Origin of the sequence: Chitinimonas koreensis (genome assembly GCF_014353015.1) — a bacterium.
In the GTDB taxonomy this organism is placed as follows: Bacteria; Pseudomonadota; Gammaproteobacteria; order Burkholderiales; family Chitinimonadaceae; genus Chitinimonas; species Chitinimonas koreensis.
Genome location: NZ_CP060704.1, coordinates 645,001 through 668,309 on the forward strand (window position 1 = coordinate 645,001; position 23,309 = coordinate 668,309).

General features: G+C 65.3%; 20 protein-coding genes, 2 rRNA genes and 1 pseudogene (1 of these 23 running past the window's edge). 17 read left to right on the top strand and 6 right to left on the bottom strand.

Annotation, left to right across the window (positions count from 1 at the left end):
- The 14 genes from H9L41_RS02755 to H9L41_RS02820 all read left to right on the top strand — a co-directional run.
- Positions 1–1,718, top strand: a 23S ribosomal RNA gene (locus H9L41_RS02755) (it extends 1,161 nt beyond the left edge of the window).
- Between the two features lie 145 nt (positions 1,719–1,863).
- Positions 1,864–1,977: ribosomal RNA gene (rrf, locus tag H9L41_RS02760) — 5S ribosomal RNA — on the top strand.
- A 321-nt stretch (positions 1,978–2,298) separates the two neighbouring features.
- The gene (locus H9L41_RS02765) at positions 2,299–3,162 is read left to right on the top strand and encodes a ferritin family protein (protein ID WP_028445550.1); all 864 of its coding nucleotides are present in this window, start codon (positions 2,299–2,301) and stop codon (positions 3,160–3,162) included.
- Positions 3,163–3,171: 9 nt separating this feature from the next.
- The gene (gene rfaE2 / locus H9L41_RS02770) at positions 3,172–3,666 is read left to right on the top strand and encodes a D-glycero-beta-D-manno-heptose 1-phosphate adenylyltransferase (RefSeq protein ID WP_028445551.1); all 495 of its coding nucleotides are present in this window, start codon (positions 3,172–3,174) and stop codon (positions 3,664–3,666) included.
- A 6-nt stretch (positions 3,667–3,672) separates the two neighbouring features.
- On the top strand, positions 3,673–4,998 hold the full coding sequence (locus tag H9L41_RS02775) for a mechanosensitive ion channel family protein (protein ID WP_051318868.1): 1,326 nt from the start codon (positions 3,673–3,675) through the stop codon (positions 4,996–4,998).
- Positions 4,999–5,056: 58 nt separating this feature from the next.
- A complete protein-coding gene (locus H9L41_RS02780; protein WP_028445552.1) occupies positions 5,057–6,253 on the top strand; it encodes a DesA family fatty acid desaturase in 1,197 nt (398 codons plus the stop codon).
- Between the two features lie 57 nt (positions 6,254–6,310).
- On the top strand, positions 6,311–6,661 hold the full coding sequence (locus H9L41_RS02785; RefSeq protein ID WP_028445553.1) for a RidA family protein: 351 nt from the start codon (positions 6,311–6,313) through the stop codon (positions 6,659–6,661).
- A gap of 77 nt (positions 6,662–6,738) precedes the next feature.
- Entirely contained in the window at positions 6,739–7,347 is a 609-nt protein-coding gene (locus H9L41_RS02790) for a MarC family protein (RefSeq protein ID WP_028445554.1), read from the top strand.
- Positions 7,348–7,350: 3 nt separating this feature from the next.
- A complete protein-coding gene (locus H9L41_RS02795) occupies positions 7,351–8,106 on the top strand; it encodes a substrate-binding periplasmic protein (protein WP_028445555.1) in 756 nt (251 codons plus the stop codon).
- Positions 8,107–8,159: 53 nt separating this feature from the next.
- Positions 8,160–8,816: a ribose-5-phosphate isomerase RpiA gene (gene rpiA, locus H9L41_RS02800; protein WP_028445556.1), complete on the top strand. Its 657-nt coding sequence runs from the start codon at positions 8,160–8,162 to the stop codon at positions 8,814–8,816.
- Between the two features lie 132 nt (positions 8,817–8,948).
- Positions 8,949–9,647, top strand: a complete 699-nt coding sequence (gene phoU, locus H9L41_RS02805; protein WP_028445557.1) for a phosphate signaling complex protein PhoU — start codon at positions 8,949–8,951, stop codon at positions 9,645–9,647.
- A gap of 109 nt (positions 9,648–9,756) precedes the next feature.
- Complete coding sequence (ppx, locus tag H9L41_RS02810; RefSeq protein WP_028445558.1) at positions 9,757–11,256, top strand: exopolyphosphatase; 1,500 nt, start codon at positions 9,757–9,759, stop codon at positions 11,254–11,256.
- Positions 11,257–11,260: 4 nt separating this feature from the next.
- Positions 11,261–12,325 (top strand): magnesium/cobalt transporter CorA, encoded by a 1,065-nt coding sequence (gene corA, locus H9L41_RS02815; protein WP_028445559.1) that lies wholly within the window; start codon positions 11,261–11,263, stop codon positions 12,323–12,325.
- Positions 12,326–12,786: 461 nt separating this feature from the next.
- Positions 12,787–13,728, top strand: coding sequence for a DMT family transporter (locus tag H9L41_RS02820; protein ID WP_051318869.1), 942 nt, complete (start codon positions 12,787–12,789; stop codon positions 13,726–13,728).
- A 95-nt stretch (positions 13,729–13,823) separates the two neighbouring features.
- Here the strand turns inward: H9L41_RS02820 and aceK are convergent, their stop codons facing one another.
- Together aceK and H9L41_RS02830 are read right to left on the bottom strand one after the other, a co-directional pair.
- The gene (gene aceK, locus H9L41_RS02825; RefSeq protein ID WP_028445560.1) at positions 13,824–15,584 is read right to left on the bottom strand and encodes a bifunctional isocitrate dehydrogenase kinase/phosphatase; all 1,761 of its coding nucleotides are present in this window, start codon (positions 15,582–15,584) and stop codon (positions 13,824–13,826) included.
- Positions 15,584–16,171 carry a pseudouridine synthase gene (locus tag H9L41_RS02830; RefSeq protein WP_051318870.1) on the bottom strand — a complete coding sequence of 196 codons (588 nt, stop codon included), beginning with the start codon at positions 16,169–16,171 and terminating at the stop codon, positions 15,584–15,586. Before H9L41_RS02830 ends, aceK begins: the two co-directional genes overlap by 1 nt.
- A 154-nt stretch (positions 16,172–16,325) precedes the next feature.
- Here H9L41_RS02830 and icd point away from each other — a divergent pair, with 154 nt between their 5' ends.
- Positions 16,326–17,558: an NADP-dependent isocitrate dehydrogenase gene (gene icd, locus H9L41_RS02835; protein ID WP_028445561.1), complete on the top strand. Its 1,233-nt coding sequence runs from the start codon at positions 16,326–16,328 to the stop codon at positions 17,556–17,558.
- A gap of 109 nt (positions 17,559–17,667) precedes the next feature.
- Here the strand turns inward: icd and H9L41_RS02840 are convergent, their stop codons facing one another.
- Positions 17,668–17,871: a cold-shock protein gene (locus H9L41_RS02840; protein WP_028445562.1), complete on the bottom strand. Its 204-nt coding sequence runs from the start codon at positions 17,869–17,871 to the stop codon at positions 17,668–17,670.
- 302 nt (positions 17,872–18,173) lie between these two features.
- Between H9L41_RS02840 and clpS the strand changes: the two genes are divergently transcribed.
- Together clpS and clpA are read left to right on the top strand one after the other, a co-directional pair.
- Entirely contained in the window at positions 18,174–18,482 is a 309-nt protein-coding gene (gene clpS / locus H9L41_RS02845; protein ID WP_028445563.1) for an ATP-dependent Clp protease adapter ClpS, read from the top strand.
- Positions 18,482–20,752, top strand: coding sequence for an ATP-dependent Clp protease ATP-binding subunit ClpA (gene clpA, locus H9L41_RS02850; protein ID WP_028445564.1), 2,271 nt, complete (start codon positions 18,482–18,484; stop codon positions 20,750–20,752). The genes clpS and clpA overlap by 1 nt, the downstream gene beginning before the upstream one ends.
- A gap of 232 nt (positions 20,753–20,984) precedes the next feature.
- On the opposite strand, the gene H9L41_RS02855 is transcribed toward clpA, so the two are convergent.
- The 3 genes and pseudogenes from H9L41_RS02855 to H9L41_RS02865 all read right to left on the bottom strand — a co-directional run bounded on the left by H9L41_RS02855 (position 20,985) and on the right by H9L41_RS02865 (position 23,260).
- Positions 20,985–21,833: an SDR family NAD(P)-dependent oxidoreductase gene (locus H9L41_RS02855; RefSeq protein WP_308419576.1), complete on the bottom strand. Its 849-nt coding sequence runs from the start codon at positions 21,831–21,833 to the stop codon at positions 20,985–20,987.
- Positions 21,748–22,886: pseudogene (gene dapE, locus H9L41_RS02860) on the bottom strand (succinyl-diaminopimelate desuccinylase). Before dapE ends, H9L41_RS02855 begins: the two are co-directional and overlap by 86 nt.
- Before the next feature lie 26 nt (positions 22,887–22,912).
- Entirely contained in the window at positions 22,913–23,260 is a 348-nt protein-coding gene (locus H9L41_RS02865; RefSeq protein ID WP_028445567.1) for an ArsC family reductase, read from the bottom strand.
- Between the last annotated feature and the right edge of the window lie 49 nt (positions 23,261–23,309).

The window sequence follows — 23,309 nt, forward strand, 5'->3', positions numbered from 1 at the left end:
CCGTAAGGCATATGGTAGAGGAGCGTTCCGTAGGCCTGCGAAGGTGGATTGTGAAGTCTGCTGGAGGTATCGGAAGTGCGAATGCTGACATGAGTAGCGATAAACAGGGTGAAAGTCCCTGTCGCCGAAAACCCAAGGTTTCCTGCGCAACGTTCATCGGCGCAGGGTGAGTCGGCCCCTAAGGCGAGGCAGAAATGCGTAGTCGATGGGAAACGGGTTAATATTCCCGTACCAATCTGTAATGCGATGTGGGGACGGAGAAAGCTAGGCCAGCCGGGTGTTGGAAGTCCCGGTTTAAGCGTGTAGGCGTGTCTCGTAGGCAAATCCGCGAGACTAAGCTGAGGCGTGATGACGAGTCTGCTTGCAGACGAAGTGGTTGATGCTCTGCTTCCAGGAAAAGCCGCTAAGCTTCAGTTACAGATTGACCGTACCGCAAACCGACACAGGTGGGTAGGATGAGAATTCTAAGGCGCTTGAGAGAACTCGGGTGAAGGAACTCGGCAAATTGACACCGTAACTTCGGGAGAAGGTGTGCCCCGGTAGGTTGTAGCCTGTACAGGCGAAGGCCGATGGGGTTGCAGTGAAAAGGTGGCTGCGACTGTTTATTAAAAACACAGCACTCTGCTAACACGAAAGTGGACGTATAGGGTGTGACGCCTGCCCGGTGCTGGAAGGTTAAGTGATGGGGTGCAAGCTCTTGATCGAAGCCCCAGTAAACGGCGGCCGTAACTATAACGGTCCTAAGGTAGCGAAATTCCTTGTCGGGTAAGTTCCGACCCGCACGAATGGCGTAACGATGGCCACACTGTCTCCACCCGAGACTCAGCGAAGTTGAAATGTTTGTGAAGATGCAATCTCCCCGCTGCTAGACGGAAAGACCCCGTGCACCTTTACTGTAGCTTTGCATTGGACTTTGAACAGACTTGTGTAGGATAGCTGGGAGGCTTTGAAGCGGGGACGCTAGTTCTCGTGGAGCCGACGTTGAAATACCAGCCTGGTGTGTTTGAGGTTCTAACCTAGGTCCGTCATCCGGATCGGGGACCGTGCATGGTAGGCAGTTTGACTGGGGCGGTCTCCTCCCAAAGTGTAACGGAGGAGCTCGAAGGTATCCTAGGTACGGTCGGAAATCGTACTGATAGTGCAATGGCATAAGGATGCTTGACTGCGAGACTGACAAGTCGAGCAGGTGCGAAAGCAGGACATAGTGATCCGGTGGTTCTGTATGGAAGGGCCATCGCTCAACGGATAAAAGGTACGCCGGGGATAACAGGCTGATTCCTCCCAAGAGTTCACATCGACGGGGAGTTTGGCACCTCGATGTCGGCTCATCACATCCTGGGGCTGTAGCCGGTCCCAAGGGTATGGCTGTTCGCCATTTAAAGTGGTACGTGAGCTGGGTTTAAAACGTCGTGAGACAGTTTGGTCCCTATCTGCAGTGGGCGTTGGAAGTTTGAAGGGGGCTGCTCCTAGTACGAGAGGACCGGAGTGGACGAACCTCTGGTGTACCGGTTATGACGCCAGTCGTATCGCCGGGTAGCTAAGTTCGGAAGAGATAAGCGCTGAAAGCATCTAAGCGCGAAACTTGCCTTAAGATGAGACTTCCCTGGGGACTTGATCCCCTGAAGGGTCGTTCGAGACCAGGACGTTGATAGGTCGGGTGTGGAAGCGCAGTAATGCGTTAAGCTAACCGATACTAATTGCCCGTGAGGCTTGATCCTATAACCCAAGATGCCTGAGAGGGCAGGGTTTGCGAGGTCGAGTCGGTCAACCTAAAGAGTTACTTCTTCCATGTGAGGCTGGTGAGATACCGGCCGAACGAATATGAGTGCTGATCAGAGAGTTGATCGGGCTCCCAAGTTAATGCTTGGCGACCATAGCACGTTGGACCCACGCCTTCCCATCTCGAACAGGACCGTGAAACGACGTCGCGCCGATGATAGTGCGGTATACCCGTGTGAAAGTAGGTCATCGCCAGGCTCCCTCTAGAACGCCCCGAACTGATGTTCGGGGCGTTTTGCTTTGTAGCTTTGCGGCTCACGCTTTGAGATATGCGTTGCTGCCGATTGGAATCTGTTCAACGCGGGTTCCGGCATACTTTGTAAAGTTAAAAGAAAGCCCTGTACAAATCGTGCAGGGCTTTTTTCTTTTTGAACCTTAAACGGTGCACGTATTCGAACTACACGTGCCGTGCGGTCGTTTGTTTCCGGCACATGAAATATTTGTGTTGCGTGAGGTGGCCGGGATGGACGCTCAAGCCTTTCGGGTATGCTCTGTTCACCCCAAGCCGAGGAGTGCGCCATGCTGTATCCCGAGTTGTTTGCATCGCTGGAGAAGGCTCGCTGGAGCATGCAGGACGATATTCCCTGGCATGCCTTCGCCGCCGAGCAGTTGAGCGACGAGCAAGCGCAGACCATCAAGCTCAACGCGATCACCGAATGGTCGGCGCTGCCGGCCACCGAGATGTTCCTGCGCGACAACCGCGACGACAGTGACTTCTCGGCCTTCATGTCGGTCTGGTTCTACGAAGAGCAGAAGCACGCCCTGGTGCTGATGGAATACCTGCGCCGCTTCCGTCCCGATCTGGCGCCGACCGAGCAAGAGCTGCACGCTGTGCGCTTCGAGTTCGATCCCGCGCCGGTGCTCGAGACGCTGATGCTGCATTTCTGCGGCGAAGTGCGACTGACCCAGTGGTACCGCCGCGCCTCGGAATGGCATACCGAGCCGGTGATCAAGCACATCTACAAGACCCTGTCGCAGGACGAGGCGCGCCACGGTGGCGCCTATCTCAAGTACATGCGGCGCGCGGTGGAGAAAGTCGGCGACGAGGCCAAGCTGGCCTTCGCCAAGATCGGCATCCTGATGGCCTCGAGCGGGAAATCGGGCAAGCCGCTGCATCCGACCAATCTGCACGTGAACCAGGGCCTGTTCCCCAACGACACCATCCAGAGCCGGCTGCCGGATCCGAGCTGGCTCGAGCGCTGGCTCGATCACCAGATCCACTTCGATCGGGACTGGGAAGCGCGTGTCGTTGGCGGTATCCTGCGCAACCTGTCGAGCCTGTTCGACCGTACCTTCGAAACCGTCAGTCAGCTCAATCTCTATCGCAAGGAACTGCAGCGGCAACTGGCTGCGCGCAGCGGAGAAGGGCTGGCGCCGAGCTGAAAATTGCGCATGCCCTCCTATTCCCTGCCCGACTTCGAATCCAAGATCTGTCCGCCGGCCGAGCTGGCCGAACGTATCGCCGCCCTGCCGCGCCCGCTGGTGTTCACCAACGGCTGCTTCGACATCCTGCACCGCGGCCACGTCACCTATCTGGCCCAGGCGCGTGCGCTCGGCGCGGCGATGGTGGTCGCGCTCAATACCGACGACTCGGTGCGGCGCCAGGGCAAGGGCGACGACAGGCCGATCAATCCGCTCACGCATCGCGCCGCCGTGATGGCGGCCTTGTCGGCGGTCGATCTGGTGACCTGGTTCGATGCCGACACGCCGTATGAACTGATCATGGCGATCCAGCCGGACGTGCTGGTCAAGGGCGGCGACTGGAGTATCGACAAGATCGTCGGCAGCACCGAAGTATTGGCTCGCGGCGGCCAGGTCCATTCGATCCCCTTCCTGTTCGACACCTCGACCACGGCGACCCTGCGCAAGATTCGCGCGTCGGAGTAAGGCGCGATGACTGCCAGCATGCGGCCGACGCCGCTCTACGACTTCCTCGACGAATTCCAGCAACTGGGGCCGACCCAGCCCGCGCTGCTGATGCAGATCGCGGTCCTCCTGGGCTGCGGCATCCTGGCCTGGCTGCTCAGCCGCGCCCTGCGGCCCAAATTGCGCGAGGCCGGCAGCACGCATTGGCGCTTCAGTTCCGAAGGCATCGCCCGGGTGCTGTTCCCGCTGATGTTCTGGCTATCGGTCGAAGTGGCCACGGTGCTGTGGCGGACCGGGCACAACATCGCCCTGCTGCGGCTTGCGGCCAGCCTGCTGTCGGCCATGGTCCTGGCGCGCACGGTGGTCTACCTGCTGCAGGAGGTGTTCATCCAGTCCGAATGGGTGAAGCGCGCGCTCCTGCCGGTCGCCCTGCTGATCTGGCTGCTGTTCGCGCTGCACATCACCGGCGTGCTGCCCGAGCTGCAGGCCCTGCTCGACGGCCTCGCCTTCAACCTGGGCAAGCAGCGCGTCTCGGTGCTGACGGTCATCAACGGCCTGTTGTCGGTGATGGTCACGCTGCTCCTGGCGATGTGGCTGGGCCGCCTGTTCGAGCAGCGCGTGATGGCGGCCAAGACGCTGGACCTGAGCCTGCGGGTCGTGATCACCAAGATCGTGCGGACGGTGCTGGTGGTGCTCGGCGTGATGGTCGCACTGCCGCTGGTCGGGATCGACCTGACCGTGCTGTCGGTATTCGGCGGCGCGCTCGGTGTCGGCCTCGGCTTCGGCCTCCAGAAGATCGCCAGTAACTACGTATCGGGCTTCATCATCCTGCTCGACGGTTCGATCCGCATCGGCGACCTGGTCAGCATCGACAATCGGCGAGGCCTGATCACCCGCATCACTGCGCGCTACGTGGTGCTCAAGATGGGCGACGGCGGCGAGGCGATCATTCCGAACGAGGCCTTGATCACGTCGACGGTGCTGAACCTGTCGCACTCGGACACGCTGTTCCGCATCCCGATGCCGGTGCAGGTGGCCTACGGCACCGACCTCGAGCAGGCGATGGCGCTCCTGGTGGCGGCCACCGAGGGCGAGCCGCGCATCCTGGCCGAGCCGCCTGCGCGCGCCTTCGTGAAGGGTTTCGGCGAAAGCGGCATCGACCTGGAGCTGGCCTTCTGGATCGCCGATGCCAGCGAAGGAACCTTGGGCCTTACCTCGAGCCTCAATCTGAAAATATGGAAGGCATTCGAAGCGCACGGGATTGAAATTCCCTACCCCCAGCGCGATCTTCGAATCGTCTCTCCGGCCGATCGACCGCCGCTTGACGGTAATCAAACTTCGAGCGCGCGCTAGGTGATTGATTTGCCGTAGAATCGCGCCCGTTCGTTTTCCTTTTCTCAAGGACTTTTACATGCTCTCCTGGCTCAACGGCCTGATCGATCTGCCCTGGTGGGGTTATATCGTCGTCGCGCTGGTGCTCACCCACATCACCATCGCCTCGGTGACGATCTTCCTGCACCGCCACCAAGCGCACCGCGCGCTGGACCTGCACCCGATCCCGAGTCACTTCTTCCGCTTCTGGCTGTGGCTGACCACCGGCATGGTGACCAAGGAGTGGGCGGCGATCCACCGCAAGCACCACGCCAAGTGCGAGACCGCCGAAGATCCGCACAGCCCGCAGGTGCTCGGCATCAAGAAGGTGCTGCTCGAAGGCTCGGAGCTGTACCGCGCCGAGTCGAAGAACGCCGAGACGCTGGAGAAGTTCGGCCACGGCACGCCGGACGACTGGATCGAACGCAACCTCTACACCAAGCACAGCGTGTGGGGCGTGACCCTGATGGCCATCATCGACCTGCTGCTGTTCGGTGCCAACGGCATCTGGATGTGGGCGGTGCAGATGATCTGGATCCCGGTCACCGCGGCCGGCATCATCAACGGCATCGGCCACTTCTGGGGCTACCGCAATTTCGAGAACGAGGACGCGTCGCGCAACATCGTGCCGTGGGGCATCCTGATCGGCGGCGAAGAGCTGCACAACAATCACCACACCTTCGGCACCTCGGCCAAGCTGTCCAACAAGTGGTGGGAATTCGACATCGGCTGGTTCTACATCCGCACGCTCGAAACGCTGAGCCTGGCCAAGGTGCGCCGCGTCGCGCCGACCGTGCGCGCGGTATCGCCCAAGCCGCAGGTCGACTTCGACACGCTGCAGGCCATCATCGCCAACCGCTACGAGATCGCCGCCGCCTATGCGCGCCAGTTCAAGGCCACGGTGGCGGCCGAGATCGACGGTCTGCGTGCCCGCGCGCCGCATCTGCCGCACGTCCAGGTCAACCCGACCCGCGCGATGAAGCGCTGGCTCAAGCAGGATCGCAAGGACACGCCGCAGCACGAGCAGGTGCGCCTCGATGCGCTGCTGGCCGAATCCAAGGTGCTCGAGACCGTCTACCGCATGCGCCAGGAACTGACCTCGCTGTGGGAGCGTTCGTCGTCGTCCAAGGAACAGCTGCTCAAGCAGCTGCAGGACTGGTGCGCGCGCGCCGAAACCAGCGGCATCGAATCGCTGCGCGAGTTTTCGCTGCGTCTGCGCGGCGTCGCGCTGGCATAATCGCGCTTTGCCTGGTCGGGCGGCCGCACGGCCGCCCTTTGTCTTTGAGGAAACCGTATGTCCATTCAGCGTTACCACGTCGGCCCGCGCCTGTCCGAGATCGTCGTCCACAACAACACCGTCTACCTGGCCGGCCAGGTCGCCGAAGCCAGCCTCAAGCAGGGCGCCAAGGAACAGACGGTCGAGATCCTCGGCATGATCGACCGCCTGCTCGGCGAAGTCGGCAGCGACAAGACCAAGATCCTGACCGCCCAGATCTGGCTGGCCGACATCAACGACTACGACGCGATGAACGAAGCCTGGTCCGCCTGGGTGCCGCAGGGCAACACGCCGGCGCGTGCCACGGTGGAATCGCGGCTGGCCTCGCCCGAGTATCGTGTCGAGATCAAGATCGTCGCCGCGCTCTAAGCCGTCTCGTCGCCTCCCGAGCCCCCGCGTCGCTTCGTTGCCCGCGGGGTTCGCCATTTCGAACTATGCTGGATGCCATGGAATCCTCATCCTTCATCTCCGCCACCGTCCTCCTGATCCTGGTCACCGATCCGCTCGGCAACATCCCGCTGTTCATCGGCCTGTTGCGTCAGGTCGATCCGGCGCGGCGGCGGCGCATCATCATCCGCGAGGTCTTCCTCGCCTTCGCCATCCTGCTGTTCTTCCTGTTCTTCGGCAGCAAGGTGCTCGAGGTGATGCACCTGACCGAGACCTCGCTCGGCATCGCCGGCGGCGTGATCCTGTTCCTGATCGCGCTGAAGATGATCTTCCCGCACCCTGAAGGCGCCTTCGCCCACCAAGTCAAGGGCGAGCCCTTCCTGGTGCCGCTGGCGATTCCCTTCATCGCCGGCCCGTCGGCCATCGCGACGGTGCTGCTGCTGGTCAGCCGCGAGCCGCACCGCATGTGGGAGTGGATCGGCGCGCTGACGGTGGCCATGCTGGTCTCGGCCGTGGTGCTCGGCTTCGCCGAGAAGATCGCCAACTTCCTCGGCGAGCAGGTCACCATGGCGTTCGAGCGCCTGATGGGCCTGATCCTGACCGCTATCGCGATCGAGATGCTGCTGGCCGGCATCGAGACTTTCGTGCGCCAGTTGGGGACGCACTGAGCCATGCGCCGCCTGCAGTCCGTCCTGCTGCTCGTGTGTCTCGCCGCCGTGCCTGGCCGGGCCGACACGCTCAAGCTGGTGACCGACCCGTGGTGCCCGTTCGCCTGCCAGCCCGACAGCGACCGGCCCGGCTACATGATCGAGCTGGCGCGCGCGGTGTTCGAGCCGCTGGGCCACAAGGTCGACTACGAGGTGCAGCCGTTCGCTCGCGCCGAGCAGTCGGTCGCCAGCGGCCAGGCCAGCGGCTTCGTCGGTGTGCTGCGGCTGCCCAAGCGCGCCAGCTGGTTCTTCCCGGCCGAGCCGCAGGGCGAGGCGCGGGTCTGCTTCTACACCAAGGCCGGCGCCAGCTGGAGCTACGACGGCATAGCCAGCCTGGTCGGCCAGCGCATCGGCACGGTGCATGCCTACAACTACGGCGACGAAGTCGAGGCCGCGCTCAAGCAGAGCGGCGCCCGGCTCGACCCGGTGGCCGGCGAGGACGCGCTGCGGCTCAATCTCGACAAGCTGCGCGCCGAACGCATCACCGCGCTGGTCGAATACGAGCCGGTGCTCGACTGGACGCTGCGGCTGCCCGGTTCGCAGCGGCCGCGCCAGGCCGGCTGCGCCGCGCGCGCCGATACGCTCTACATCGCCTTTTCGCCGAAGGATCCGAAATCGGCCGACTATGCGCGGCAGTTGTCGGACGGCGTGGCCGCCATGCGCCGTGACGGCCGGTTGCGCACGCTGCTGGCGCGCTATGGTCTGAAAGACTGGCGCTGATTCGGTACCATGGCGCCTTTGTCCAGTTACCGCAGGTTCGCACGGAGATTGCCATGACCCTCGACGAGATGAAGCGCGCCGCCGCCCGCGCCGCCATTGCCTACGTTCCCGACAACTGCATCGTGGGGGTCGGTACCGGTTCCACCGCCAACCATTTCATCGACGCGCTGGCCGAGATCAAGGGACGCATCGACGGCGCCGTCGCCAGCTCCGAGGCATCCGCCGCGCGGCTCAAGTCGCACGGCATCCCGGTCTACGACCTCAATGCGATCGACCGGCTGCCGGTCTACGTCGACGGCGCCGACGAGATCAACCACTACCTGCACGCCATCAAGGGCGGCGGCGCCGCGCTGACGCGCGAGAAGATCGTCGCGGCGGTGGCCGAACAGTTCGTCTGCATCGCCGACTACACCAAGCGGGTCGAGACGCTCGGCCGCTTCCCGCTGCCGGTCGAGGTGATCCCGATGGCGCGCAGCCACGTCGCGCGCGAACTGGTGCAGCTGGGCGGCCGGCCGGTCTACCGCGAAGGCGTGCTGACCGACAACGGCAACGTGATCCTCGACGTGCACGGCATGAGCATCGTCGAGCCGGGCAAGCTCGAGGGCGAGATCAACCAGATCGTCGGCGTGGTCACCAACGGCCTGTTCGCGCGCCGCCGCGCCGACGTGCTGCTGCTGGGCACCGAGCACGGCGTCGAGACCTATCGCTAGGGTCGTGTCCCGGGCGGCCGGAGGCGGCCCGGATCCGCCTGTCACGGAAATTTCTTTTGGCGTGGGCGGGAGCCCATGCCAAGCTTGGTACGTGGCCGGAGCTCGGCCACGTGAAGACGAGGGATAGGAACGATGTCCGAACATATTTCGAAGCAGTTCGATACCGAACTCGAATCGGTGCGCGGCAAGATCCTCGGCATGGCCGGGATGGTCGAAGAGCAGTTCCGCGACGCGATGAAGGCGCTCGAAGGCGGCGACGTGGATCTGATCGCCAAGGTACTGCAAACCGAGAACCAGGTGAACGCGCTGCACGTCGAGATCGACGACGACTGCATGCACATCATCGCCCGCCGCCAGCCGGCCGCCAGCGACCTGCGCATGGTGCTGACCGTGATCAAGGTGGTGAACGACCTCGAGCGCATCGGCGACAAGGCCGCCAAGATCGCCAACCGCGCCAAGCTGATCTACGCCGGCGGCCGCGTCAACGTGCCGCGCATGTCCGACCTCGGCTACCAGTCGGGCATCGCGCTGAACATGCTGCGCACCGCGCTCGACGGCTTCGCCCGGCTCGATCCGACCGTGGCCGGCCAGGTCGCCCGCGAGGATCTGCGCCTCGACGAGGAATTCAAGGCGATCCAGCGCCAGCTAATCACCTACATGATGGAAGACCCGCGCACCATCACGCTGGCGCTCGAGATCATCGAGATCGCCAAGGCGATCGAACGCGTCGGCGACCATGCCAAGAACATCGCCGAGTACGTGGTCTACCTGGTCAAGGGCATCGACGTGCGCCACAACCCGGTGGAAGAGATCGAGAAGCAGGCCGGCTGATCTCCCGCCTCCGCGGTCCCCGAGCCCCGTGCCCATGCGCGGGGCTTGTCTTTTGCTGCACCGCTTCCGACAATCCCACATCGCCCGCCGGCCACAAGAACCAGAACTCATGACCCCTCCGCACACCATCGCCGCCGTCGATCTCGGCTCCAACAGCTTCCGCCTGCAGGTCGCCCGGGTGGTCGACGACCAGATCTACCCGCTCGATGCGCTGAAGGACACGGTCCGCTTCGCCGGCGCGCTCGACGCGCACGGCAACCTGGACGAGAAAGGCCAGCAGCGTGCGCTGGCGGCCCTGGCGCGCTTCGGCGAGCGGCTGCGCGGCATGCCGGCCGAGCAGGTGCGGGCGGTGGCCACCAATACGTTGCGGGTGGCGCGCAACGCGGCCGATTTCCTGCCGCGCGCCGAGGCGGCGCTCGGCTTCCCGATCGAGGTGATCGCCGGCCGCGAAGAGGCGCGCCTGATCTATCTCGGCGCCGCCCATTCGCTGCCGGCCGGCAAGGAAAAACGGCTGGTGGTCGACATCGGCGGCGGCTCGACCGAGTTCATCGTCGGCCAGCAGTTCAAGCCGCTGAAGACCGAAAGCCTGCTGATGGGCTGCGTCAGCTACAGCCTGCGCTACTTCCCGGACGGCAAGCTGACCCGCCAGGGTTTCCGCGACGCCGAGCTGGCCGCGCGCAGCGAGCTGCAGGCCATCATCCACGACTTCGGCCACGAGCACTGGCAGGTCGCCATCGGCACCTCGGGCACCGCGCGCTCGCTCAGCGACATCATGGAGCTCAACGACCTGTCGGGCGGCGGCATCACCCGCGACGGGCTCGAAAAGCTGCGCAACATCATGCTCAAGGCCGGCCACATCGACACCGTCCAGCTCACCGGCCTGCGGCCCGACCGGCGGCCGGTGCTGCCGGGCGGCTTCGCCATCATGGCCGCGGTATTCGCCGAGCTCGGCATCGAGAAGATGAGCATCACGCTCGGCGCGCTGCGCGACGGCGTGCTGTACGACCTGATCGGCCGCCAGCACCAGCGCGACCTGCGCGAGGTCACGGTGGCGCAGTTCAAGCGCCGCTACCACGTCGACCTCGGCCAGCAGGCGCGCGTGGCCACGCTGGCCGAGCATTTCTTCCGCCAGCTGGCCATCAGCCTCGGCATCGATCCGGAGCTCGACCTCAACCTCCTGATCTGGGCCGCGCGGCTGCACGAGATCGGCCTGTCGGTATCGCACTCGAACTACCACAAGCACTCGGCCTACATCCTGCAGCACGCCGACATGCCGGGCTTCTCCAGCCACGAGCAGGCGCGCGTGGCGCTGCTGGTGCTCGGCCACAAGGGCGGGCTCAAGAAGATGCTGAGCGCCGGCCTGACCGTCGAGCGCTGGGCCCGCGTGCTGTCGCTGCGGCTGGCGGTGCTGTGCTGCCGCAACCGGATCGACAGCGAACTGCCGCCGATCAAGCTGAGCTCGGCGCGCGGCGGCTTCGCGCTCAGCGTGCCGGACGACTGGCTGATGAACAATCCGCTGACCCACATGGCGCTGCTGCAGGAGGCCGAAACCTGGCGCGAGGCCGGCATGCTGCTGGCGCTGTCGCCCAACTTCCAGCACTGGAGCTGAACGCATGGCGCGCAAGCGCAGGCTCATGGCCGGCGTCTCGACCAAGGCCGGCAAACCGCCCGGGCAGCTCGAGTACGCCGGCGAGACGCTGGCCACGCTGATCGAATACGGCCCCGGCGACGCCGACCTGAAGGAAACCCGCTTCACCTCGCTGGCGCAGGGCGAGGGCTTCCAGCCGACCTTCCCGATCATGTGGCTCAACGTTCACGGCCTGGGCGACGTCGAGCTCTTGCGCGAGGTCGGCCGCCGCTTCCGGCTGCATCCGCTGACGCTCGAGGACATCCTCAATACCTCCCAGCGCACCAAGGTCGAGACCTACGAGCACTACCTCTACATCGTGGCCAAGCTGGCGCGCTACGACGAGGCGGGCGACTGCCTGGTGACCGAGCAGATCTCGATCGTGCTCGGCCGCGGCTGGGTGCTGACTTTCCAGGAGTACCCGACCGGCACCTTCGCCGAACTGCGCGAGCGGCTGCGCAAGGGCGCCGGCCAGGTGCGCAAGCTCGGCGCCGACTACCTGGTCTATGCGCTGCTGGACAAGATCGTCGACCGCTACTTCGGCGTGCTGGAGGCCTTGGGCGAGCGCATCGAAGCGCTCGAGGACATGGTGATGGCGCGCAGCGATCCGGAGATCCTGACCCGCGTCCATGCGATCCGGCGCGAGATGCTCTACCTGCGGCGTGCGCTGTGGCCGCTGCGCGAGGTGCTGAACGGCCTGCAGCGCGACGATGCCGACTATTTCGGCGCCGAGACCCAGCTTTACCTGCGCGACGTCTACGACCACGCGGTACACCTGATCGAGGCGCAGGAGATGCTGCGCGACCTGGTCGGCGGCCTGACCGACTTCTACATGTCCAACCAGGGCAACCGGTTGAACCGGGAGATGCGCTTCCTCACGGTGATCGCCACCATCTTCATGCCGCTCACCTTCGTGGCTGGCGTCTACGGCATGAATTTCGAGTACATGCCCGAGCTGAAATGGCACTACGGCTATTTCGCCTCGCTCGGATTGATGGCCGCCATCGCCTGCGTGATGGGGCTGTTCTTCTGGCGCCGCCGCTGGCTGTAGGGCCTGGCTCGAATGGGCTTCGCGCCTGCGCGGCGCGCCGTGCAGGCGCCCGGCTCCGCCAGGCGCTCCAGGGCCGATCTGGCTGAACCGCCCGCCTTACCCTGATCGAATCCGACACCCCGCCCTCGCCGCCGCGAGGGGGCCTCGCTGGCGCTCGTCAGTGGGTTATTGAGCCTGTTGGCGATGAGCTCGTTGCCGTTCTCATTCCGATTACGCTGCATGCAGGGTGTCGCTGCGCGGCCTGTCCGGCGGGGAATCAAGGGTTTTCCTGCACTGTTGCGGTGCACAAATTCACCGGCCGGCCAGGCTGAATTCCTATAGAATTCGCGACCTTGCGTGGATGAGCCCTTCATCTGCGCCGCAGTATCGCGCCGCGCCCTCACCGGGGCCGGCGTCGATCGATGTTCCCCGTGGCGCCACAAGCGCCGGGGCCGCCTGAATCCTCTACCCGAGGTCGCTTCATGTTCCGTCGCCTGTTGCCGTCCGCCGCGGCAATGCCTTACGTCCTGCTCGTCTTCGCCACCCTCTGCTGGGCCGGCAACTTCATCCTGGCGCGTGCCATGCACGCCGAGATCGCCCCCGTGACGCTGGCCTTCGGCCGCTGGCTGGTCGCCCTGCTCGCGCTGCTGCCGATCGCCTGGCCGCGCATCATGGCCCAGCGCGCCCAGCTGTGGCGCGCCCGCCGCCGCCTGCTCTGGCTCGGCGCCTACGGCATCGCCGCCTCGAATACCCTGATCTACATCGGCCTGCACCACACCAACGCCACCAATGCCGTGCTGTTCAACGCGCTGGTGCCGCTGATGGTGATGCTGCTGGCCTGGGCCGTCTGGCGCAAACCGCTGGCCGGCCGCGAATGGGCCGGCGTGGCCGGCTCGCTGATGGGCGTGCTGCTGATCATCTGCCATGGCCAGCTCGGCCACCTGCTGACGCTCGACTTCAACGGCGGCGACGCCTGGGTGGTCGGCGGCCTGGCTTGCTGGTCGGTCTACACGCTGATGCTGCGCGGCATCCGCGACAGCCTCGACCGCTTCGCCGTGCTGGCGGTGACCATCGCCGTCGGCCTGGTCATGCTGCTGCCCTTCCTGGCCTGGGAAGTGATGGAAGTCGGCCTGCCGGCCGCCAGCGCGGCCAATGGCCTGAGCGTGCTCTACCTCGGCCTGTTCCCCTCGGTGTTCGCGCTGATCGCCTATATGCGCGCCGTGTCCGCCATGGGCCCGACCCGCGCGGCCGGCTTCCTGCACCTGATCCCGGCCTTCGGCGCGGTCGGCGCCGGCATCTTCCTCGGCGAACAGCTGGCGGCCTATCACGTGCTCGGCCTGGCCATCATCTTCTGCGGCCTTTACTGGGCCCAGGGCGCCGCGCCGGCGGTGGCCGCACCCACCGTCGCACCGGTACGCCGCTGAGGCCGCCTGGAGCCGCCCAGCGGCCCTTGCGACGGCAAAACGGCCCGCTTCGAGCGGGCCGTTCGCATTCCTGCCGCCGGGAGGCGTGGAGACGGTCAGGTCTTCGCCGCCGGGAAGCGGGCGGCGAAGCGCAGTTCGGCCGGGTAGGGGAAGAAATCCTCGACGTGGCCGCCGCGGATGCGCTCCTGCCGAGCGCGCCAGAAGCGCGCGTCGAGCAGGTCGCGGTGATGCTGCAGGAACACCCGGCGGATCTCGGTCGGGCCGAGCAGGAAGCGGGCGAATTCCTCGGGGAACACGTCGTTGCGCGCGACCGGGTACCACGGCTCGCTGGCCATCTCCATCTCGGGCGTCGGCGCCTCGGGGATCTCGCGGAAATTGCAGTCGGTCATGTACTCGATCTCGTCGTAGTCGTAGAACACGACGCGGCCGTAGCGGGTGATGCCGAAGTTCTTGAACAGCATGTCGCCGGGGAAGATGTTGGCGGTCGCCAGCTCGCGGATGGCGTTGCCGTAGTCGATCACCGCGCGTTCGAGCTGCTCGGGCGTGGCGCGGTTGAGGAACAGGTTCAGCGGTTCCATCCGCCGCTCGATGTAGAGGTGGCGGATCACCACCTCGTCGCCGTCTTCCTCCAGCAGGCTCGGCGCCAGCCGGCGCAGTTCGTCCAGCAGTTCCTCGGTGAAGCGCTGCTTGGGCAGCGCCACGTTGCTGAACTCCAGCGTATCGGCCATGCGGCCGACCCGGTCGTGCTGCTTCACCAGCAGATACTTGTCGCGCACGATCTCCTTGGTCACGTCCTTGGTCGGCGCGATCTCGTCCTTGATCAGCTTGAACACGTAGGGGAAGGACGGCAGCGTGAACACCAGCATCACCAGGCCGCGGATGCCGGGCGCCACCATGAAGTCGTCGCGCGAGTGGCGCAGGTGGTGCATCAGGTCGCGGTAGAACACCGTCTTGCCCTGCTTGGCGAGGCCCAGCATGGTGTAGAGCTCGGCCTTGGGCTTGAACGGCAGCATCGAGCGCAGGAAGCCGACGTAGCCCGAGGGCGAGGCCATGTCGACCATGAAGTAGGCGCGGTTCAGCGAGAACAGCACGGCGATGCGCGCCGGCTCGAGCAGGATGGTGTCGAGCCGCAGTCGGCCGGCCTCGTCGTGCAGCACCGGGATGGCGAAGGGGAATTCCTGGCTGCCGTTCACCGCCTTGCCGATGATGTAGGCGGCCTTGTTGCGGTAGAAGGCGCTCGACAGCACCTGGATCTGGAAATTCACCTCGGGCTCGGGCCAGCTGCCGCCGAGGTGTTCGCGCACCGCGGCGACCAGGTGGCCGACGTCGCGGTCGAGGTCGGCGAAGCCGATCTTCCAGCCGAAGTCGCCGATCACCCGCTTGAGCGTGGGCACGAAGCCGCCGAGGCGCGGGTAGTAGCTGCGGTAGGTCGGCGGATCGGACTCGATGTACTCGGTCGAGACGGCCGGCCGCACGAAGATGAAATCGTTGTGGAAGTAGTTACGGTGCAGGATCTTGCAGCACACCGAGTTGAAGAAGGTCTCGGCCAGCTCGGGCTGCTTGTGGTTGACCAGCATGCCGATGAACAGCAGCTTGGCCTGCTGCCAGATGTCGTCGTCGAGCCAGTCGGCGTGGAATTCGTCGTGCAGCCGCGCCACGCACTCGTCGACGCGCTCGTCGTAGAAGCGGATCCGCTCCTTGGAGGCGCGCTGCACGGTGTGCCAGTCGGCGGCCTCGAAGCGCTCCTTGGCGGCCCGGCTGACCTCGCGGAAGATCGTGTAGTGGCGGTCGAAACCCTCGATCAGCGCCTGGGCGATGGCCAGGGCCTTCGGGTGTTGTCCGGTCGGAATCAGCATCAGGGCCTCTTGCGGAAGGTGTTGCGGGGGACGGCCAGCGCCGCCGGATCGACCGTCTCGCGCCGCCACTGGCCGCTGGCCAGGCCGTCGAGCGTCCAGTCGCCGATGCTGACCCGGATCAGCCGCAGCGTCGGGCAGCCGACCTTGGCCGTCATGCGGCGCACCTGGCGGTTCTTGCCCTCGCGGATGGTCAGTGCGATCCAGCTGTCGGGAATGAACTTGCGTACCCGGATCGGCGGCTGGCGCGGCCAGATCTCGGGCGGGTCGATCAAGGCGGCTTCGGCTGGCCGGGTGACGAAGTCGCCGAGATCGACGCCGCGCCGCAGCGCGGCCAGCGCCTCTTCCGACGGCCGGCCCTCGACCTGCACCCAGTAGGTCTTGGGCAGCTTGTGCTGAGGATCGGCGATGCGCGCCTGCAGGCGGCCGTCGTCGGTCAGGAGCAGCAGCCCTTCCGAATCGGTGTCGAGCCGGCCGGCCGGGTAAAAGCCGGGCGCGTCGATGTGGTTCGACAGCGTGGGATGGAGCGGGTGATCGGAGAACTGCGTGATCACGCCGTAGGGCTTGTTGAAGAGGATGATCTCGGGCATCGAACGTCGGCCAAACTGGCGGTAGGACGGGGTTTTGCCCGATAATAACAAGCTTACTGCGCCAATCATCCGCGGCGTCGTTTCAAAAATCGAACCAGCGGCCGCCATCCGCGGCCCATGTCCCACTACCCCCAAGCACACTCACGGAGCAGGCATGAGCACTCAATCGCACATCACGGTTCCGGCTTCCGGCCAGAAGATCATCCCCGGCCAGCCGATTCCCGACCAGCCCATCATCCCGTTCATCGAAGGCGACGGCATCGGCATCGACATCACCCCGGTGATGAAGAAGGTCGTCGACGCAGCCGTGGCCAAGGCCTACGGCGGCCAGAAGCAGATCCACTGGATGGAGATCTACGCCGGCGAGAAGTCGACCAAGGTGTACGGCTCCGACGTGTGGCTGCCCGAAGAGACGATGGCCGCGCTGAAGGACTACGTGGTGTCGATCAAGGGGCCGATGACCACGCCGGTCGGTGGCGGCATCCGCTCGCTCAACGTCGCGCTGCGCCAGGAACTGGACCTCTACGTCTGCCTGCGCCCGGTGCGCTACTTCCAGGGCGTGCCCTCGCCGCTGAAGCGGCCCGACCTGACCGACATGGTGATCTTCCGCGAGAACACCGAGGACATCTACGCCGGCATCGAGTGGGCGTCGGAATCCGAAGGCGCCAAGAAGGTGATCGGTTTCCTGCAGAACGAGATGGGCGTCAAGAAGATTCGCTTCCCGGCCACCTCGGGCATCGGCATCAAGCCGGTTTCCAAGGACGGCACCGAGCGCCTGGTGCGCAAGGCGATCCAGTACGCGATCGACAATGGCCGCAAGAGCGTGACCATCGTCCACAAGGGCAACATCATGAAGTTCACCGAAGGTGGCTTCCGTGACTGGGCCTACGCGCTGGCCAAGAACGAGTTCGGCGGCGTCGAGATCGACGGCGGCCCGTGGCTCAAGCTGCCCAACGGCATCGTCATCAAGGATGCGATCGCCGATGCCTTCCTGCAGCAGATCCTGCTGCGTCCGGCCGAATACGACGTGGTGGCCACGCTGAACCTCAACGGCGACTACATCTCCGACGCGCTGGCCGCCCAGGTCGGCGGCATCGGCATCGCCCCGGGCGCCAACCTGAGCGACTCGGTGGCCATGTTCGAAGCCACCCACGGCACCGCACCGAAGTACGCCGGCCAGGACAAGGTCAACCCCGGCTCGCTGATCCTGTCGGCCGAAATGATGCTGCGCCACCTCGGCTGGACCGAAGCGGCCGACCTGATCATCAGCTCGATGGAGAAGGCGATCGCCGACAAGCAGGTCACCTACGACTTCGCCCGCCTGATGGAAGGTGCGAACGAGGTGTCGTGCTCGGCCTTCGGCGACGCGATGATCGAGCGCATGTAATCGCCGCATGTAACCTGGTGAAGCGGCCCGTTCGTCGGGCCGCCGCGCCGGTTACGGGCAAAAAGAAACCCCGCCGAGGCGGGGTTTCTTTTTTCGAATCTCGGAACGCTTAGGCGTTCTGGATGTTCGAAGCCTGCTTGCCCTTCGGACCCTGGGTCACTTCGAAGGAGACCTTCTGGCCTTCCTTCAGGGTCTTGAAGCCAGCCATGTTGATCGCCGAGAAGTGGGCGAACAGGTCCTCACCGCCGTCGTCGGGGGTGATGAAGCCGAAGCCCTTGGCGTCGTTGAACCATTTGACGGTACCGGTTGCCATCTTGTTGTTTCCTCACTGCGGATGCGTGTAAATGAAAGCGGCGAGCCGCTGACTATGTTGTTGTGGTTCAAGGCTCGCAAGACTGGCACTTCAGGTACCTACGCAACCGCGTACAGCCGGACAGCCCGTACTAGCTACCAACTTGAATCCAAACGCTGGCCTTGTACCCCTGCGGCGTCGGCGGCGTCAAGCCTGCCGTGGCGGCGGCCGCGCGGCTTGTAGGAGAAATACATCACTTGAAATGCTGGCCCGGCGGACCAAAATTAGCTTACGGTAGCAACTGCTCTTCTCACTTTCCCGATATGGCCATTCAGCACAACGACGGCGTCGAGCTCGCCAAGTCAACGACCCGAGTCAAACCGCCGCCGATGTACAAGGTGCTGCTGCTCAACGACGACTTCACCCCGATGGAATTCGTCATCGTCGTACTGCAGCAGTTTTTCGCGATGGACCATGAACGGGCGACCCGCGTGATGCTCAAAGTTCATACGGAAGGGAAGGGCGTTTGCGGCGTATACGCCAAGGACGTCGCGGCGACCAAGGTCGCCCAGGTCATGGATTTTTCACGGCAGCATCAGCACCCGCTGCAATGTGTCATGGAGGAGAACTGATGATTGCCCAGGAACTCGAAGTCAGCCTGCACACGGCTTTCGTGGAGGCGAGGCAGAAGCGCCATGAATACATCACGGTGGAGCATCTGCTGCTCGCAATGCTGGACAACCAGAGCGCAGCCGAGGTGCTGCGCGCCTGCGGCGCCAAGATCGAGCAGCTGCGCCGCGAACTGACCGATTTCGTGACCGAGCACACTCCGCTGGTGGCCGGTACCGACGAGGTCGAGACCCAGCCGACCATCGGCTTCCAGCGCGTGATCCAGCGCGCGATCCTGCACGTGCAGTCGTCCGGCAAGAAGGAAGTGACCGGCGCCAACGTGCTGGTGGCGATCTTCGGCGAGAAGGACTCGCACGCGGTGTACTTCCTGCACCAGCAGGGCATCACCCGGCTCGACGTGGTCAACTTCATCTCGCACGGCATCAGCAAGGTGTCGCCGCAGAACGGCGGCCAGTCCGCGCCCAAGCACGAGGGCGAGCAGGAGGGCGAGGCCGAGTCGCAGAGCCACGGCGCGCTCGAGAACTTCACCCAGAATCTGAACGTCGCCGCGAGCCAGGGCCGCATCGATCCGCTGATCGGCCGCGAATCCGAGATCGAGCGCGTGATCCAGGTGCTGTGCCGCCGCCGCAAGAACAACCCGCTGCTGGTCGGCGAGGCCGGCGTGGGCAAGACCGCGATCGCCGAGGGCCTGGCCAAGCGCATCGTCGAGGGCGAGGTGCCCGATATCCTGGCCGATGCCACCGTCTACGCGCTCGACATGGGCGCGCTGCTGGCCGGCACCAAGTACCGCGGCGATTTCGAGCAGCGCCTCAAGGCGGTGATCAAGCAGCTGGGCGAGGACCGCAACGCGATCCTGTTCATCGACGAGATTCACACCGTGGTCGGCGCCGGCGCGGCCTCGGGCGGCACGCTCGACGCGTCCAACCTGCTCAAGCCCGCGCTGAGCAACGGTTCGCTCAAGTGCATCGGCGCGACCACCTACACCGAGTTCCGCGGCATCTTCGAGAAGGACAACGCGCTGAGCCGCCGCTTCCAGAAGATCGACGTGAACGAGCCGACCGTCGAGCAGACGGTGGAGATCCTCAAGGGCCTCAAGAGCCGCTTCGAGGAGCACCACGGCGTCAAGTACACGGCGGCGGCGCTGTCGACCGCGGCCGAGCTGTCGGCCAAGTACATCAACGACCGCCACCTGCCCGACAAGGCGATCGACGTGATCGACGAGGCCGGCGCGGCGCAGAAGATCCTGCCCAAGTCGCGGCAGAAGAAGACCATCGGCAAGGGCGAGGTCGAGGAGATCGTGGCCAAGATCGCCCGCATCCCGCCCAAGAACGTGTCGAGCGACGACCGCAACGCGCTCAAGACGCTCGACCGCGACCTCAAGAACGTGGTGTTCGGCCAGGACAAGGCGATCGACGCGCTGGCGGCGGCCATCAAGATGGCGCGCGCCGGCCTGGGCAACCCGCAGAAGCCGATCGGCTCCTTCCTGTTCTCCGGCCCGACCGGCGTCGGCAAAACCGAGGTGGCGCGCCAGCTGGCCTACACCATGGGCATCGAACTGATCCGCTTCGACATGTCCGAATACATGGAACGCCACGCGGTCAGCCGGCTGATCGGCGCGCCTCCGGGCTATGTCGGCTTCGACCAGGGCGGTCTCTTGACCGAGGCGATCACCAAGCATCCGTATGCGGTGCTGCTGCTGGACGAGATCGAGAAGGCGCATCCGGACATCTTCAACGTGCTGCTGCAGGTGATGGACCATGGCACGCTGACCGACAACAACGGCCGCAAGGCGGATTTCCGCAACGTGATCATCATCATGACCACCAATGCGGGGGCCGAGGCGCTCAACAAGACCAGCATCGGCTTCACCTCCAACAAGGCGGTGGGCGACGAGCTGGCCGAGATCAAGCGGATGTTCACGCCCGAGTTCCGCAACCGGCTCGACGCGACCATCAGCTTCGCCCCGCTGACGCCGGAGATCATCCTGCAGGTGGTCGACAAGTTCCTGATGCAGCTCGAGAGCCAGCTGCACGAGAAGAAGGTGGAGGCCCACTTCTCGGTCGCGCTGAAGGACCACCTGGCCAAGAAGGGCTTCGATCCGCTGATGGGCGCGCGGCCGATGTCGCGGCTGATCCAGGACACCATCCGCAAGGCGCTGGCCGACGAGCTGCTGTTCGGCCGGCTGGCCGGCGGCGGCGAAGTGGAGATCGACATCGACGAGCAGGGCCAGATCCGGCTCGACATCAAGGAAGCGGCGGCCGAGCCTGCTTGATCCGGTCTCGTTGCAACATGAAAGCCCCGCATCGCGGGGCTTTTTGTATTTGGATGCGGTTAGCGCCTTCCACGGATGAGCTGCGGTTGTCCGGGACCATTGGCGAGCGTTAGCGAGGCTTCCCCACGGCGGCGGGGACGGGAGGGATGGAACAGGAAGAGCCGCCGCTCGGGTATGCACGACGGATTGGCGCCCGGGTTTCCTCTGCACGCATCCCCACGCCGCCGCGTGATCAAACCCGGCGGATCGCCAGGGCCGAGGGCGCCTGGCAGACCGGCATCATCTCGATGGTATTGATGTTCACGTGCGGCGGCAGCGTGGTCAGCCATTCGACCGTGGCGGCCACGTCTTCCGGCGTCAGCGGCTCGGTGCCCTGGTAGAGCGCGGCGGCGCGGTCGTCGTCGCCCTTGAAGCGCACGTTGGAGAATTCGCTGCCGCCGGCCAGGCCCGGCTCGATGCAGCTGACGCGCACCGCGCTGCCCAGGAGGTCTGCCTTCAGGTTGAGGCTGAACTGATGGACGAAGGCCTTGGTCGCGCCATAGGCATTGCCGCCCGGATAGGGGTAGCTGGCGGCGATCGAACCGATGTTGACCACCAGGCCGCGGTTGCGCGCCACCAGGCCCGGCAGCACGGCGTGGGTGACCGCCACCAGGCCCAGGCAGTTGACCTCGAGCATGGTCTGCCAGTCGTCGAGGCTGGCCTCGTGGGCCGGCGCGATGCCGAGCGCCAGGCCGGCGTTGTTGACCAGTAGCTCGATCGCGGCCAGATCGTCCGGCAGGGCGGCGATGGCGGCAGCGACCGCGGCGCGGTCGGCCACGTCGAGCTCGAGCGGTACGATCTGGCCGGGAAAGCGGGCGGCGAGCGCTTCGAGCCGGTCGAGCCGGCGTGCCGCGGCGATCACGCGCCAGCCGCGTTCGGCCAGGCGCAGCGCGATGGCATGGCCGAAGCCGCTGCTGGCGCCGGTGACGAGAGCGATGGGTGCGGTCATGGCGGCCTCAGTTCTGCGGCGCGAGCAGGTTCTCGAGCGTGCGGCGATAGACGCCGGACAGGCGCGGCACGTCGGCGACCGCCACGCATTCATTGAGCTTGTGGATGGTGGCGTTGATCGGGCCGAATTCCACCACCTGCGGGCAGATGCTGGCGATGAAGCGGCCGTCCGAAGTGCCGCCGGTGGTCGACAGCTCGGCCTCGACATCGGTCTCGGCGCGGATCGCCCCTGCAGCGCCTGCGACAGCGTGCCCGGCTCGGTCAGGAAGGGGCGGCCGCTCAGGGTCCAGCGGATGTTGTAGTCGAGGCCGTGACGGTCGAGGATGGCGATGACGCGCGACTTCAGCGTATCGGCATCGCTGGCGGTGCCGAAGCGGAAGTTGAACTGCGCGGTCAGTTCGCCGGGGATCACGTTGGTGGCGCCGGTGCCGGCGTGGATGTTCGACACTTGCCAGGTGGTCGGCGGGAAGTAGGCATTGCCCTCGTCCCATACCGTGGCGGCCAGCTCGGCCAGCGCCGGTGCGGCCAGGTGCACCGGGTTCTTGGCCAGGTGCGGATAGGCGATGTGGCCCTGCACGCCGTAGACGGTGAGCGCGCCGGACAGCGAGCCGCGGCGGCCGTTCTTGATGGTGTCGCCGAAGCGCTGGCTCGAGGTCGGCTCGCCGACGATGCAGTAGTCGATGGTCTCGCCGCGCGCCGCCAGCGTCTCCACCACCCGCACCGTGCCGTCGACGGCGGGGCCTTCCTCGTCCGAGGTGATCAGGAGCGCGATCGAGCCGGCGTGGTCCGGATGCGCTGCGACGAAGTCCTCGATCGCGGTGACGAAGGCCGCCAGCGAGGCCTTCATGTCGGCCGCGCCGCGGCCGTAGAGCAGGCCGTCGCGCACCTCGGGCACGAAGGGCTGGCTATGCCACTGCTCGTGCGGGCCGGTCGGCACCACGTCGGTGTGGCCGGCGAAGCACAGCAGCGGGCCCTGCGTGCCGCGGCGGGCCCAGAAGTTGTCGACCTCGCCGTGGCGCATGCGCTCGACGACGAAGCCGACGGCCTCGAGCCGGCGGATCAGGAGGTCCTGGCAGCCGGCGTCGGCCGGCGTGGTGGAGTCCAGCGCGATCAGCTGCTGGGTCAGGGCGAGGGTCGGGTCGGTCATGGGCGCGCGGGAAGTGGGGGAAAGGATCAGAACAGGGTTTGATAGATCTCGGGCTTGAAGCCCACGGTCACGCGCTCGCCGTCGACCAGCACCGGCCGCTTGATCACCGACGGCTGCTCGAGCATCAGCTCGATCGCGCTGGCGGCATCGTTGACGGCGGCCTGACGGCTCGGATCGAGCTTGCGCCAGGTGGTGCCCTGGCGGTTCACCAGGGGCTCCCAGCCGAGCCGGGCGATCCAGCCCGACAGCATTTCGGCGCTGACGCCCTGCTTCTTGAAATCGTGGAATTCGTAGGCCTGGCCGTGGCTGTCGAGCCAGGTGCGCGCCTTCTTGACGGTGTCGCAGTTGGGGATGCCGTGGAGTTTGATCGTCATGGTGGGCCGAAGTGAGGGAAGGGTGCCGGTCGGTGCCGGCCGGGCGCTG